This window comes from Brachybacterium sp. AOP24-D1-21, assembly GCF_052378665.1.
Taxonomy (GTDB): Bacteria; Actinomycetota; Actinomycetes; order Actinomycetales; family Dermabacteraceae; genus Brachybacterium.
In genome coordinates this window covers 1,647,722-1,661,612 of sequence record NZ_JBQSXX010000001.1, presented here as the reverse complement: position 1 = coordinate 1,661,612, position 13,891 = coordinate 1,647,722, and the positions used below count along the sequence as shown (strand labels likewise).

The following is a 13,891-nucleotide window of genomic DNA, read 5'->3' as shown; positions in this document are numbered from 1 at the left end:
CATTCACCCGTTCGCCTCAACGAAGCGGTCACGTGCCTTGTTGAGCAGCTCGAGGTAGCGCGGCAGGCCCGCTGCCTCCAGCTCGCCCTTGAAGGCGTCCCATTCGCTCATGTCGCGCTCGCCCATGATGAACTGAAGGGTCGCCGTGTCCACGGAGTCCTTGATCGGGGTGGCCAGCAGCGAGGCCTGCTCGAGCTCGGTCTCGTCCATGGGCTTGGGCGGGTACGGATCGCGCGGGGTGCGCGTGGAGAGGACATTGTCGATGTACTCGACGAACTCGGGGGTGCTGTAGGACTCCTTGAGCTCCCGGGACTCAGTCGACTCAGCGGGGAAAGTCGAGAACCCGAGGTCCACGTTGATGTCCGTGCCGGCGCCGGTGTTGATGTTGAAGCTGTCGAGCGAGAAGCCGTCCATCAGTTCGATGGCGCCGTCCTCGGCCTTGGTGTAGTTGACGTCCTTCTCGCCCCAGCGCAGCATCTCGCGGGCATCCGGGTTGTAGTACAGCCAGTCGAGGAACTGCAGGGTGGCCAGGAAGTGCTCGGACTTCGTGATCTGCGAGTTGAGCATGAACCCGTGCCAGAAGTTGCGCGGCTCGACGTGCTCGCCGGCCGGCCCTGCGGGCGGCGGGATCAGGGTGACGGAGTGATTGCCCTCGCCGACGGTTTCGTTCAGTGCCTGGCTGAACTCGATCGCGGTGCCGGAGGAGCCGGAGGCGGCGAAGCAGGTCTCGGCCGCGAACTTCTCGGCGACCGACGCCGCACCGGAGCCGTCGTTGGAGGCGGTGAGGGACTCCCGATCCAGCAGGCCGTCCTCGACCAGGGTCCGGAACAGCTCGATCATGGTCTTGTACTCGTCTGTGATCGCAACGTAGGTGAGCTTGCCGTCGGGGCCCTCGATCGAACCGTCGCCGAAGCCCCAGCCGCCCTTGGTGAGCCAGGCGTGGGAGGCGAAGTTGAAGAGCGCGCCGCCCTCGAAGCCGTCGGCCAGCGGGGTCGAGTCGGGGTACTTCTCCTTGATGAGCTTGAGACCCTCGTGGAGTTCGTCCCAGGTGTTCGGCACCGCGCCGGTGACCTCCTCGAAGACATCCTTGCGGATGACCAGGCTGAAGACGGGCACCGAGACCTCCTGCAGGCCCGGCACCATGTAGTACTTGCCGTCCTCCTGCTTGAGGTTGTCGATCATGTCGGCGAGGTCCCATTCCTCGACGTACTTCTGGAAGTTCGGCATCTTGTCCACGTAGTCGCTCATCGGCACGACGGCGCCCGAGGAGACGAACGGGGCGTCCTCGCCGGTGTAGACCAGCGGGATCAGCGTCGGCGCGTCACCAGCGCTGATGAGCAGGCTGCGCTTCTCGGTCGCATCGCTGAAGGGGATGTGCGTCAGCGTGATCTCGACGTTCGTGAGCTCCTTGATGTGATCGAAGAGCCGCCAGGTGTCCTCGACGGGGACCTCGGGCCAGTCGGTCCACAGCATGCTGACCTGGATCGGCTCGGTGGCCTTGAACTGGGTGTCCGCGGCGTAGTCGTCCATCGCGCCCACGTTCTGGGACTCGACGTCGACCTCCTCACCGGAGTCGGAGCCGCAGGCGGCCAGCGCCACCGTGGCGAACGCGGCGGCGGAGAGTCCGACGAAGCTGCGTCGGGTCGGCGCGAAAGGGAAGTGGCGGGACGTGTTCATTGCCGTCTCCTCATGAGGGTCGGTGCCGGACCGGGTGGTGCGGCGTGGGCGAAGCGGGTCGAACCGGTGGTGCGGTACGTCGAGGCTCAGGTGCCGACAGGTCACCGGAGGTGGCTGAGGGACTGGCCGAACTGAGTGGATGAAGCTCTCGTGCGGGGCTCGCGCCGGCGACTATGCCGGAGGAATTGCCGAGAATTTCGTCAAGCTTTCGCTGTGACACACAACTTAGCTGGGGATGTGATCCTGGTCAAGAAGTTCACGAAAGTTTGAAAAGAACGCGTCCGTGCCAAGCAAAGCAGACTTGGCCTGGCCACTTGATGCCCAATCGCTCGCACGACCGCCCCTCAGGCAGAGCCTGCGAAGGTAACATTCCTGCAACTAGGGCTCGACAGGGATCGAAAGTTTCGTTGAGAATGGGGTTCCGTCGATCTATGGCGGCAGACTGCAGTGCTCTGGGCACTGCGACAGCACTGCAGTGCTCTGGGCACTGCGACAGCACTGCAGTTCTCTGAGGACTGCGATCTCCAGGAGGAGCAATGACGCCACCCCGCCGCCCGCGAGGGATGTTCACCGAACTCACCGAGGGCGTCTACTGGTTCCTGGTGATCGACGTGATGCTGGTGCTGGCCGCCGTGCCGACCCTGCTGGTGTGGACCCTGCTCTCCCCCGGGCCGCTGAGCTCGCCGGTGTTCGTGATCGCCGCGCTGCCGCTGCTGCCGGCCATCGCCGCGGCCCTGTATGCCTGCCGCGCCTGGCGCGAGGACCAGGAGCTGGTCCCGGCGCGTCAGTTCCTGCGCGGGTACCGGTTGAACGCGCTGGACAGCCTCCGGGTGGGCGGCCCAGTGGTCCTCGTGCTGGCCCTGGCGGCGTTCAACCTCACCTATGCCGGTGCGGCCGGGACCAGCATGCTCAACATCGTCTTCCTGGTGCTGGGCGCGGCCGCACTGCTGGTGCTGGCACGGGCGCTCTCGATCATCTCCCGCTTCAGCTTCCGGGCCCGGGACGTCTTCCGGCTCTCGGCCTTCACCCTCCTGGTGAAGCCGCTGTCCACCCTGGCGCTGGTGTCGCTCGGCGTGCTGACGCTCGGGATCATCCTGCTGATCGGCGAGTTCATGCTGCTGTTCACGGCATCACTGCTGGTCTTCGCGCTGTGGGCCTCGGAGCGGAAGATCGCGGCGATGCTCACCGAGCAGTTCGTCAGCCCCGCAGGCGGCCCTGCGGTAGCCCCCGAGGCAGGCCCTGCTGGCGGCCCTGCGGTCGGCCCCGAGGCAGGCCCTGAGATCAGCTCTGCGGAGAGCTCTCCGCAGGACTGAGCTCCTGATGCCCGCCCCCTCGAGGGATCGTGAACTCCACGGACTCCCCCGCCTCCCCCGCAAGGTCGAGCCGGTAGTCCCCGGCGAAGCCGCGGACCGTCAGGACGCCATCCGCATCGCTGCGCAGCGGATGACTGCCAGTCCACCACTCCTCGCTGATCAGTGACTTCAGTGCGTGGTAGCTCGGCTTGGGGGTGCCGTCGGCCCGCACCAGCCCGGCGGGGGCGCCGAGCCAGGCACCGGCGTCGCCGAGCCCCCAGTAGGTCAGTGATTCGACGGCTGGCTGGGCGAGCACGGTGCGGTAGTGGCGCACCAGCTCATCGGCCTGCCGCTCCTCGCCCTCGGGCGTGGACGGCCAGGAGTCGACCACGTAGTCGTTGAGGTCGACGATGTGCGCGGGCATGATGTGGCCGGAGAGCAGCGTGGTCTCGGTCAGCTGGACCGGGAGGCCGAAGCGGGAGAAGCGCCCGATCACCTCCGCGATCTGCTCCTCGCCGCGGTAGCCCTTGTGCATGTGGGTCTGCACGCCGATCGCGTCGATCTCCAGCCCGGCCTCCAGGCACTCCTCGATGACGTCCTCGAAGGCGGAGGAGAGCTCGAAGTCGTTCAGCACCAGCCGGGCCGTGGGATCCGCGGCGCGGGCGGTCTCGAACGCGAGGCGGATGACATGCATCCGGCCGCGCGCCTGGGCCAGCCGGGTGACGGCATTCTCCTCGGCCTCGAACACCGGCAGGATCACGGTCTCGTTGATCGCATCCCACTGGTCGATCAGGCCCGCGAAATCGGTGGCATCGCGGGTGATCCGGTGACGGATCGCCTCTTCCACCTCCGCGGGCTCCTTCTCGAGCAGCCAGGTGGGGGCGAGGGTGTGCCAGAGCAGCGGATGGCCCTTCAGGCGCACGCCGTGCCCGCGCAGTCCCTTCGCCAGGCGGCGCAGCCTCTCGGTGTCCGGGGCGCCGGGGGTCTGCTCGAACCAGCGCCAGTAGAAGGGCAGGGTGGCCATGTTGAACAGGTCCAGCCACAGCCTGGTGTGCTCGTCGGGCTCCTCGGGCTGGAGCTCGAAGCCGGAGCAGCCGAAGCCGAAGTCGTGGGAGACCTGTTCGACGCGGACCTCCTCCCCTGCCCGTGCCGTGCCCTGCTCGTCCACGAGCCGGAGGCGGAAGGTCTCGGTGCGTTCGGCCATCACGGCCTGCTGCGCGGTGGTCATCACAGACCGCCTCCCATCACTGCTGCCGGGGCGCCCGCTGTCATCGGGTCCTGCGCGCGCAGCGCGACCGGGGACACGGTGGCCGGGGTGTCCAGGACGTGCCGGCCGGGGCTGAGGACCCGCACCTCGCCCTCGATCCGGAAGGAGCCCTCGAGGGTGACGTCCTCGCTGCTGGCGCCGAGCCGCACCCGGAACTCGCCGGGCTCGACGATGCGCTGCAGGTCGGGGCCGGTGAAGGAGGTGCGGTCGGCGTGCAGCTGGAAGGTCACGCGCGTGCTCTCCCCGGCGGCGAGGCCCACCTTGGTGAAGCCCACTAGGCGCTTGAGCGGTCGCACCACGCTGGCGACGGGGTCGCTGAGGTACAGCTGGACGACCTCCTTGCCGTCGCGGTCCGAGGTGTTGGTGACGGTCGCGGAGATCTCGATGGTGCCGTCCGCTGCGATCTGCGGGGCGGAGAGCTCGAGCGCGGAGTACTCGAAGCGCGAGTAGCTCAGGCCGTGGCCGAAGGGGAACAGGGGCTTGGGGTCGAGGTTCGAGATGCCGTCGCTCTCCCAGGCCAGCACCGGGGCGAGGTAGGTGCCGGGCTGTCCGCCCACCCCGTTCGGGATGCCGATGGGCAGGCGACCGGAGGGGTTCACCCGGCCGGAGAGCACCCCGGCGATCGCGCTCGCGCCCTCTTCGCCCGGCATGAACGCCTGCACGATCGCGTGGGCACGGCCCTTGTAGGCGCCGAGCGAGTACGGGCGGCCGGTGACGAGCACCAGCACCACGGGCGTGCCGGTGGCGAGCACCGCCTCGACCAGCTCGTGCTGGGCTCCGGGCAGCTGCAGGCTCTCGACGTCGCAGCCCTCGCCGGAGGTGCCGGCGCCGAACAGCCCGGCGAGGTCGCCGACGGCGACGACGGCGAGCTCGGCAGCCTGCGCCGCTGCGACGGCCTCGGCGATCCCGGAGGTGTCGGGGCTGATGAAGTCCGTGCCGGCGGTGGTGGTGAGCGACGCGCCGGGGAACTCCGCGCCGAGCGCCTCGGTGAGGGTGGGCACGTGCACGGAGGTGCCGTTGTCCTCGAGCCGGGACAGGACGTGGTTGGTGAAGCTGTAGCAGCCCAGGAAGCTGCGGGGCTGCACGGCGGCAGGGCCGATCAGGGCAATCGACACAGGACCAGCGGGGCCAGCGAGGCCCTGCGCGTCATCCGCTGCGGTCAGCGGGTGCGACGGCGTCAGCGGGAGCAGCTCGTGGGAGTTGTCCAGCAGGATGATGGACTCCTCGGCCATCCGCCGAGCGAGTGCACGCCCCTCCTCGGAGTCGAGCTCGATCGCCTCACCGGTGGTCGCGGCGTCGAAGTGCGCGTCGAGCAGGCCCAGCTCGACCTTCTGGCGCAGGATCCGACGCACCGCGGTGTCCAGCACCTCCAGCTCGAGATCCCCCTCGCGCACGGCGGCGGCGAGGTGGGGGTAGGTGGTGGTCTCGGGCAGCTCGATGTCGAGCCCGGCGCGGAGGGCGGCGAGCGCCGCACCCCGGTCATCCTCGACCACACGGTGCATGGACTGCAGGAAGCTCACGGCCCAGTAGTCGGCGACCACGGTGCCCTCGAAGCCCCAGGTGTCGCGCAGCAGCTCGGTGAGCAGCCAGTGGCTGGCGGCGGGCGGGGTGCCGTCGATGTCTGCATAGGAGTTCATCACGGAGCCGACCTCACCGTGGCGCACGGCCATCTCGAAGGGGACCAGGTCCATGTCGTGCAGCTCGCGCATCCCGATGGAGACGGGGGCGTGGTTGCGGCCCGCGCGGGAGGCGGCGTGGCCGGCGAAGTGCTTGAGGGTCGCGATGGTGCCGGTGGCCTGCAGGCCGCGGACGTACCCGGTGGCGAGCACTCCGGTGAGATAGGGGTCCTCCCCCATAGTCTCCTCGATGCGTCCCCAGCGGTAGTCGCGCACGATATCCAGCACCGGGGCGAGTCCCATATGGGCGCCGATCGCGCGCATATCGGTGCCGATCCGTTCGCCCATCTCGCTGATCAGGGCAGGGTCGAAGCTTGCGCCCCACGCGATCGCGGCGGGATAGGTCGTGGCCCCATGGGCCATGATGCCGGTCAGGCATTCCTCGTGGACCAGGGCCGGGATGCCATGCGGGGAACCCGCGACGACGGCCTGCTGCATCGTCCGCAGGTTCTGCACTCCTTCCTCGCCGTTCAGCGGGGCGCTCCCGTAGGGGCGGGTGAGATGGCCGAGCCCGTCCTGGACCGCGGCCTCGAAGGGGTCCCGGCCCGCCTCGAAGGTGGACTGCATGGGGGCGAAACCCTCGGCGTCCCCGAGCGTCGGCCGCTTCCAGTAGCTGCCGAGCTGGGCCGCCTTCTCCTCGAGGCTCAGCTCCGCGAGCAGCGCGTCGACGCGCTGCTCGGTGCTGAGGCTCCGGTCATTCCACAGCGGAATGGTCATGACGCTCCTTCGCACGGCCCGTGACGGTTGCGGTGGGCGAGGCGACGACGACGTCGACCCGCTCCCCGCGTCTGCGTCCCGGAGGCATTTTCGATCTAGGTTTAGCAACCTTTTCGGTTGCTTTCGGTGGCGCGAGCGTACGACAGGGGGGATCATGGGGTCAACAGCCTCTCTCCGATAGGGTGAGTACACAGCATCCCGGGACGGCCCTAGCGTCCAGGAATGCGCTGTCATAGGCTCAGAACGCTGGTCGTAACGATTCCTTGCGCCAGCTTCGACTGCGGACGCCCGCGTCCCGGACGCCTCACAGGCGAGACTCATTCCGTCCGAAACTTTCACTCAGGAGTAGTGCTTCACCGATGACCACGACGCAAGCCCGCACCGGCACCCTGAACGTCGGCATGATCGGCTACGGCTTCATGGGCGCCGCCCACTCCCATGCCTGGCGCAATGCCCACCGCTTCTTCGACCTGCCGCTCACCCCGCAGCTGCGCACCCTGGCCGGGCGTACGGAGAGCTCCCTGGTCGCCGCCGCCGAGCGCTACGGATTCGCGCAGACCACCACCCGCTGGCAGGACGTGATCGAGGATCCCGAGATCGATGTCATCGACATCTGCACCCCGGGCGATACCCACTACGAGATCGCGATGGCCGCGCTCGCGGCGGGCAAGCACGTGCTGTGCGAGAAGCCCCTGGCGAACTCGGTCGAGCAGTCCGCGGAGATGACTGCCGCCGCAGTCGAGGCGCGTGCGAAGGGCGCCAGATCGCTCTGCGGCTTCTCCTACCGTCGCACCCCGGCGCTGGCCTACGCCCGCCAGCTGATCAGCGAGGGTGCTGTCGGCGAGATCCGCCAGATCCGTGCCCAGTACCTCCAGGACTGGCTCGCCGATGCGGAGTCCCCGATGACCTGGCGGCTGGACAAGGAGAAGGCCGGCTCCGGAGCGCTCGGCGACATCGGCGCGCACATCATCGATCTCACCCAGTGGCTCACCGGGCAGCAGATCGCCTCGGTCTCCGGCACCCTGGAGACAGTGGTCGCCACCCGTCCCGCAGCCGGCACCGCGCAGGGTCTCGGCGGCAAGGGTGACGCCTCCGCCGAGCGCCAGAACGTCACGGTCGACGATGTCGCCCTGTTCACCGCCCGCTTCGAGACCGGTGTGCTCGGCTCCTTCGAAGCCACCCGGATGGCGCAGGGCCGCAAGAACGCGATGCGTGTGGAGATCAACGGCGCCGACGGCTCGATCGCCTTCGACTTCGAGCGGATGAACGAGCTCGAGGTCTACGACGCGACGGCCCCGGCCGGACGTCAGGGCTTCACCCGCATCCTCACGACCGAGCCCGAGCACCCCTACGCCGCGGCCTGGTGGCCCACCGGGCATGGCCTGGGCTATGAGCACACCTTCACCCACCAGATCGCGGACCTCGTCACCGCGATCGGTGAGGGCACCGACCCCTCCCCCTCCTTCGAGGAGGCGCTGCAGGTCCAGCACGTCCTCGCCGCGGTCGAGACCAGCTCCAGCAGCGGCAGCAGCTGGACCCGCATCGACCCGATGAACATGACCACCACCACGACCCCCACCACGGAAGAGACCGCCTGATGACCACCACTCGCACCTGCCTCGTCGTCCGCGGCGGCTGGGACGGGCACCAGCCCGTCGAGGCCACCGACCTGTTCATCCCCTTCCTCGAGGAGAACGGCTTCACGGTCCGGATCGAGGACTCCCCCGCGATCTACGCCGCCGCGGAGTACATGGCCACGGTCGACCTGATCGTCCAGTGCAACACCATGAACTCCATCGAGCGGCCCCAGTTCGAAGGGCTGCGCGCCGCGATCGAAGCGGGCACCGGCATGGCCGGCTGGCACGGCGGCATCGCCGACTCCTACCGCAACGAGTCCGACTACCTCACCCTGATCGGTGGCCAGTTCGGCTGCCACCCGGGCAAGCACCCTGACGAGCGCACGGGCGAGCAGGCCGACAACTACGTGCCGTACACGGTGAACATGCTCCCCGCCGCCGCAGAGCACCCCATCACCCAGGGAATCACCGACTTCGACCTGGTCACCGAGCAGTACTGGGTGCTCGCGGACGACTACTGCGATGTTCTCGCCACCACCACCCAGAAGGTCCGCGAGTGGGACCCCTGGCACCGTGAGATCACCTCGCCCGCGCTGTGGACCCGCCAGTGGGGCGAGGGCCGGATCTTCGTCTCCACCCCCGGCCACCGCGTCGAGGTGCTCGAGGATCCCAACGTCCGCACCGTGATCGAGCGCGGCATGCTCTGGGCCGCCCGCGGCTCCGAGCAGCCCTACGGCGACCACGTGAAGGCGGAGGCGACCCGATGAAGGTGGGCATGATCGGCTGCGGCGTCATCGCAGCCCAGTACCTGGCGACCTTCGGGCACCTCCCGGATGTGCAACTGGTGGCGGTCGCGGATCTCGACGCGGCACGCGCGGAGGCAGTCGCCGCTGAGCATGAGGGCGTGCGCGCCCTGAGCGTCGATGCGCTGCTCAGCGATCCCGAGGTGGACACGGTGCTGAACCTGACCATCCCCGCGGCGCATGCCGAGATCGATCTGAAGGCGATCGCTGCGGGCAAGCACGTCTACTCCGAGAAGCCCTTCGCGGTCACCACCGAGGAGGGGCAGGCGGTGCTCGCCGCCGCCGCGGACGCGGGAGTGCTCATCGGCTCCGCGCCCGACACGGTGCTGGGCACCGGTACCCAGACCGCCCGCGCCGCGATCGACGAGGGCCTGATCGGCCTGCCCATCGCCGCCACCGCCACAATGGTCTGCCCCGGCCACGAGCGCTGGCATCCGCAGCCCGACTTCTACTACAAGCCAGGCGGCGGTCCGCTGCTGGACATGGGCCCGTACTACATCCATGCGCTGGTCACCCTGCTGGGCCCGGTCGCCGCGGTGATCGGCGCGGCCAGCCGCGCACGGGACACGCGCACCATCGGCTCCGGCCCTCGCGCCGGGGAGTCCATCCCGGTCAGCACCGACACCCACGTCACCGGGGTGCTCGTCCACGAGTCCGGGGCGCTGTCCACGCTGGTGATGAGCTTCGACGCGGTCGCGACCTCGATCCACCCCATCGAGATCCATGGCAGCCAGGGCACGCTTGCGGTCCCCGACCCGAACCACTTCGCCGGCGAGGTCTCGATCCGACGCCTCGACGGCAAGGACTGGGAGGTGCTTCCCGTCTCGGCGGGCTACGAGGGCGCCTCGCGCGGGATCGGGCTGCAGGACATGGCGATGCGCGATGAGCAGCTGCGGGCCAGCGGCCAGCTCGGTCAGCACGTCCTGGAGACCATGAACGCGGTGCTCGAGTCCGCGCACTCGGGGACCCGGGTGGAGATCGCGAGCACCTGCGAGCGCCCGGAGGCGGTCGCCCTGCTCTCGCTCGCGCCTTCCGCGCCCTGACCGACCACCCCGAGGGACTGCGGGAGCGGGGATCGCCCTCCCGCAGTCCCGCCAGATCGCTCACCCGCCGTCCCGTCCGCTCGTAGACCCGTCACCCCGCCGGAAAGGCACCTCCTCCATGCTCTCCATCGGCATCATCGGCATCGGGAACATCTCCCGCGCCCATCTGGCCGCTTATCTCGAGTTCCCGGACGAGGTGCGGATCGTCGGCCTCGCAGATATCGATCCGGCCAAGGCCGAGGCCTCCCGCGCCGCGCATGGCCTGGACGGCCCGGACGGGGCGCGGGTCTACGACACAGCGGGCGCGATGCTCGCCGCGGAGGACCTGGACCTGGTCTCGATCGCCACTCCGCCGGGCACGCACTGCGCGCTGACCGTGGAGGCGCTCGAGGCCGGGGTGCATGTGATCGTGGAGAAGCCGATGGCGCCCTCGCTCGAGGAGTGCGACCGGATGCTCGACGCGCAGCGACGCTCCGGCAGGCTCCTCTCGGTGGTCGCCCAGAACCGCTTCCGGGATGATCTGGCCCAGCTGAAGGCCGTGCTCGAGACGGGGAGGATCGGCCGCATCGCCCATGCCCGGATCGCCTCGGCGTGGTGGCGTGGCCGTTCCTACTACGACCTGTGGTGGCGCGGGACCTGGGCCTCCGAGGGCGGCGGGCCCACGCTGAACCACGCGATCCACCACCTCGACCTCACGCTGTGGCTGCTGGGCCGTCCCCAGGCGGTCGCGGCGATGATGACCAACGCCGGGCACGACAACGCCGAGGTCGAGGATCTCTCCGCGGCGATCCTGCAGTACGAGCGGGGGCTGGCGGAGCTGACCAGCTCGGTGGTCCATCACGGCGAGCAGCAGGAGGTCGTGATCCAGGGTGAGCATGCCCGGATCTCCCAGCCCTGGACGGTCGCGGCGGAGACTCCCCGCCCCAACGGCTTCCCCGAGACCGGCGGGAACCGGGAGCTGGTCCGGGAGCTCGAGGCGCTCGCCGCGGCGCAGGTCCCGCTCGCGCACACCGGCCATGCCGGGCAGATCGGGGATGTGCTCGCCGCGCTCCGGGAGGAGCGGGCCCCGCTGATCGACGGGCAGGCGGGGAAGGACGCGATCGAGCTGGTGACCGCGATCTACGCCGCGGCGATCGAACGCCGCACGATCGATCTGCCGATCCTGCCCGAGGACCCCTGGTACCACGCGGGCACGCTCGTCCAGCGGGCCCCGCACTTCTTCGAGAAGACCGCCTCGGTGCGGTCGCAGGAGGGCGAGTCGATCATCGGCTCCACCCACGCGTAGAGGACTCCATGGCCCTGCGCGCGCGGGTCAAGGGGCCGACGGGACCCGGGTCCGACGGGTCACGGGCGCTGCCGCGTCACAGGTTCCAGATGACGGGGACCAGCAGGATCTTCACCACGATGGAGAAGGCGAACAGCGTGGCGTAGGCGGCCTCGATGCGCTCGTCGGCCCGTCGGGCGTTGGCGGCCTCGAGCACCGCCGGCTGCCCGAGGAAGCCGGCCACCGCGCCCGCAGCGCGCGGGGCCGAGAGGTCCAGCACCCAGCGTCCGGCGATCACCAGGGTGAGGCAGCCGAGCGTCGCGACGACTGCGGAGAGCACCGCCGCCCGCCATGCGGTCGGTGAGGCGAGCATCGCGGCGACCGCCGGTCCGGCGGTGAGGCCGAGCCCGGCGAGGAAGAGCAGCAGTCCCAGCTGGCGCAGCGTGCGGTTGGCGCTGCCCGGCAGCGCCCACACCACCGGGCCGGTGCGGCGCAGGGCGCCGAGCACCATTCCCACCAGCAGCGGGCCCGCGGCCGGGCCCAGGGAGAAGCTGCCGCCGCCGGGCATCGGGAGGCTCACCAGGCCCAGCGCCACGCCGAGCATCAGGCCGAGCCCGAGGGAGAGCACGTCGAGCTCTCCCGCCTTGCGGTCCGAGTCGCCGAGGAAGGCGTGGACGGCATCCAGGCGGCTGCGGTCCACCACCACGGCGAGGCGGTCGGCCGGTTCGAGGACGAGGTCGTCGCGGGCCAGCAGCTCGAGGTCGCCGCGCCGCACCCGGGTGACCACCGCGCCGAAGCGCACCGGCAGGTTCAGCTCGGCGATCGAGCGGGAGGCGAGGTCCGGGTTGGAGACGGTGAGCCGGGTGAACTCCACCAGCGAGCGGTCATGCGCGATGTGCCGGTCGCTGGTCTCGCCGAGCACCGCGGTGACGGCCTCGACCTGATCGGGCAGGCCGACGGCGACCACCTCGTCCCCGACCAGCAGATCCTCTCCCGGCACGATCACCCGCACCCTGTCGTCGCGGCGCAGGTAGGAGAAGCGCACCTGCTGCTGGTGCCACTGCGGGACATCCCTCAGGTTCACCGAATGCTGCACGCGCACGGTGGTGGAGGCCAGGCTGGTGCCGGCCAGCGCCGGGGTGTCCTTCCGTCCCGGCCAGGCGCGGGTGACGATGCTCGAGACCAGCACGATCCCGACGATCACACCGATCGGGTACCCGAAGGCATAGCCCACCGAGGGGCCGGAGGTGCCGGTCAGGCGCGAGGCGGCATCGAGCGCGGGGGCAGCGGTGAGCGCGCCGGTGAACAGGCCGAGCGACAGGTCTCGGGTCAGGCCCAGCACCTGGCCGAGCACGAGGGTCGCGGCCGCGGCGAGCACGGTGCTGAGGGTGGCGGCCGCGAGCAGCGGGAGCTGACGGTTCAGGGAGCCGAAGAAGGCGGCACCGGCGGAGATCCCGACGGTGTAGACGAACAGCGCCAGGCCCAGGGTCTGGACGATCTCCATGCCCGCGCCGAGGTGCGGGGCGATCGCGGAGAGCGCGAGACCCGTGAACAGCGCACCGGCGGCGCCGAGGCGGATCCGGCCGAAGGGGATCGCGCCGAGCAGGGCACCCGTGGCGACGACCAGGAACAGCGTGAGGAGCGGGCTCCCCTCGAGGACGTCGATCACGGTGAGCCTTTCCTGTGCCCGCCGCGGAGCACCGGATCCGGACGCGGTGTGCGCGGGCACCGCCTATGGAGTGGCCTCCCACGATAGACCCGGCGTGGGGCGCCCGTGCAGCGGAGTTGTGCGAGGTCACGGCCGCGACTGACCGTGACGAAGGGCGTGGGTGCTCAGCCGAAGGACAGCGGCAGCATCTGCCCGCGCGGACCGAGGGCGTCGAGCTCTGCCTGCTCGGCCTCCGTGGCGGGACGTCGGCCGGTCGCGATCCGCAGCGCGTCGGCGTCGGTCCAGGTTTCCGGCAGGCGCAGCCGCAGTCGCCGCTCGACCATGTCACGCGAGGCGGCCGAGGACGCGGCCGGTGGGCCCGCGACAGGTCCTCCGTCGCCCGCAGTCCCCTCGATCGGGCCTGAGTGCTCGATCAGATCGAGGTGGTGCAGGGTCCACTCGAGCACGTGAGCGCTGAGATAGTCGCGCACGGTCAGAGTCTTGCCGTGCGTGGAGACCGGCAGGTCAGGATGGGCGAGCAGGGCGGCGCGCCCGGCGGCAGCGCCGACGTCCTCGAGGTGGCCGCGCAGCAGGGCGGGGTCCTCGTAGGCGGCGGCGAGCCTCACGGTCAGGGCGGCCCGCGGATCGTGGCCCTGCCCGTCGGGCGGGATCGGTCGAGGGGTCCAGAAGCTCAGAGCGTCCGCCGTGGGCGCCGTCTCCGCCGGAGTCGCGAGGGCGATCAGCACATCCTGCGCACCGAGGACCAGATGGCACAGCAGATCCCGCACCAGCCAGCCGCGGCAGCCGGAGGGACGATCCAGGGCGGCGTCCGGAAGCGCGGTCGCAGCGTTGCGCAGCGCCGTCCAGCTGAGGGTGAAGAGGTCCACGCGCGGCACGCTAGCAGCAGGGGCGCGGCTCCACCTGGTC

10 protein-coding genes are annotated in these 13,891 nt (G+C 70.1%); 5 read left to right on the top strand and 5 right to left on the bottom strand.

Going from position 1 to position 13,891, the window contains the following annotated elements; genetic code table 11:
- Nucleotides 1-3: 3 nt before the first annotated feature.
- A complete protein-coding gene (locus tag ACT3UF_RS07430) occupies nt 4-1,677 on the bottom strand; it encodes an ABC transporter substrate-binding protein (protein ID WP_444608225.1) in 1,674 nt (557 codons plus the stop codon).
- A 536-nt stretch (nt 1,678-2,213) separates the two neighbouring features.
- On the opposite strand from ACT3UF_RS07430, the gene ACT3UF_RS07425 reads away from it, so the two are divergent.
- The gene (locus ACT3UF_RS07425; RefSeq protein WP_441444278.1) at nt 2,214-2,990 is read left to right on the top strand and encodes a DUF624 domain-containing protein; all 777 of its coding nucleotides are present in this window, start codon (nt 2,214-2,216) and stop codon (nt 2,988-2,990) included.
- Here the strand turns inward: ACT3UF_RS07425 and ACT3UF_RS07420 are convergent.
- Nucleotides 2,959-4,197 carry an endo-1,4-beta-xylanase gene (locus ACT3UF_RS07420; protein ID WP_444608224.1) on the bottom strand — a complete coding sequence of 413 codons (1,239 nt, stop codon included), beginning with the start codon at nt 4,195-4,197 and terminating at the stop codon, nt 2,959-2,961. The genes ACT3UF_RS07425 and ACT3UF_RS07420 overlap by 32 nt on opposite strands.
- Nucleotides 4,197-6,629 (bottom strand): beta-glucosidase, encoded by a 2,433-nt coding sequence (locus ACT3UF_RS07415; protein ID WP_441444276.1) that lies wholly within the window; start codon nt 6,627-6,629, stop codon nt 4,197-4,199. The genes ACT3UF_RS07420 and ACT3UF_RS07415 overlap by 1 nt, the downstream gene beginning before the upstream one ends.
- Nucleotides 6,630-6,988: 359 nt before the next feature.
- Here ACT3UF_RS07415 and ACT3UF_RS07410 point away from each other — a divergent pair, with 359 nt between their 5' ends.
- The 4 genes from ACT3UF_RS07410 to ACT3UF_RS07395 all read left to right on the top strand — a co-directional run bounded on the left by ACT3UF_RS07410 (nt 6,989) and on the right by ACT3UF_RS07395 (nt 11,337).
- Nucleotides 6,989-8,227, top strand: coding sequence for a Gfo/Idh/MocA family protein (locus tag ACT3UF_RS07410; RefSeq protein ID WP_441444275.1), 1,239 nt, complete (start codon nt 6,989-6,991; stop codon nt 8,225-8,227).
- The gene (locus ACT3UF_RS07405; RefSeq protein ID WP_441444274.1) at nt 8,227-8,973 is read left to right on the top strand and encodes a ThuA domain-containing protein; all 747 of its coding nucleotides are present in this window, start codon (nt 8,227-8,229) and stop codon (nt 8,971-8,973) included. Before ACT3UF_RS07410 ends, ACT3UF_RS07405 begins: the two co-directional genes overlap by 1 nt.
- Entirely contained in the window at nt 8,970-10,052 is a 1,083-nt protein-coding gene (locus tag ACT3UF_RS07400; protein ID WP_441444273.1) for a Gfo/Idh/MocA family protein, read from the top strand. The genes ACT3UF_RS07405 and ACT3UF_RS07400 overlap by 4 nt, the downstream gene beginning before the upstream one ends.
- Before the next feature lie 118 nt (nt 10,053-10,170).
- Complete coding sequence (locus ACT3UF_RS07395) at nt 10,171-11,337, top strand: Gfo/Idh/MocA family protein (protein ID WP_441444272.1); 1,167 nt, start codon at nt 10,171-10,173, stop codon at nt 11,335-11,337.
- 76 nt (nt 11,338-11,413) lie between these two features.
- On the opposite strand, the gene ACT3UF_RS07390 is transcribed toward ACT3UF_RS07395, so the two are convergent.
- Nucleotides 11,414-12,985, bottom strand: coding sequence for an aspartate:alanine exchanger family transporter (locus tag ACT3UF_RS07390; RefSeq protein ID WP_441444271.1), 1,572 nt, complete (start codon nt 12,983-12,985; stop codon nt 11,414-11,416).
- 164 nt (nt 12,986-13,149) lie between these two features.
- Complete coding sequence (locus ACT3UF_RS07385; protein WP_441444270.1) at nt 13,150-13,851, bottom strand: maleylpyruvate isomerase N-terminal domain-containing protein; 702 nt, start codon at nt 13,849-13,851, stop codon at nt 13,150-13,152.
- Between the last annotated feature and the right edge of the window lie 40 nt (nt 13,852-13,891).

Coding starts and splice junctions, on each gene's coding strand:
- ACT3UF_RS07430 (WP_444608225.1), bottom strand. CDS start 1,677: ATGAACACGTCCCGCCACTTCCCTTTCGCGCCGACCCGACGCAGCTTC.
- ACT3UF_RS07425 (WP_441444278.1), top strand. CDS start 2,214: ATGACGCCACCCCGCCGCCCGCGAGGGATGTTCACCGAACTCACCGAG.
- ACT3UF_RS07420 (WP_444608224.1), bottom strand. CDS start 4,197: ATGACCACCGCGCAGCAGGCCGTGATGGCCGAACGCACCGAGACCTTC.
- ACT3UF_RS07415 (WP_441444276.1), bottom strand. CDS start 6,629: ATGACCATTCCGCTGTGGAATGACCGGAGCCTCAGCACCGAGCAGCGC.
- ACT3UF_RS07410 (WP_441444275.1), top strand. CDS start 6,989: ATGACCACGACGCAAGCCCGCACCGGCACCCTGAACGTCGGCATGATC.
- ACT3UF_RS07405 (WP_441444274.1), top strand. CDS start 8,227: ATGACCACCACTCGCACCTGCCTCGTCGTCCGCGGCGGCTGGGACGGG.
- ACT3UF_RS07400 (WP_441444273.1), top strand. CDS start 8,970: ATGAAGGTGGGCATGATCGGCTGCGGCGTCATCGCAGCCCAGTACCTG.
- ACT3UF_RS07395 (WP_441444272.1), top strand. CDS start 10,171: ATGCTCTCCATCGGCATCATCGGCATCGGGAACATCTCCCGCGCCCAT.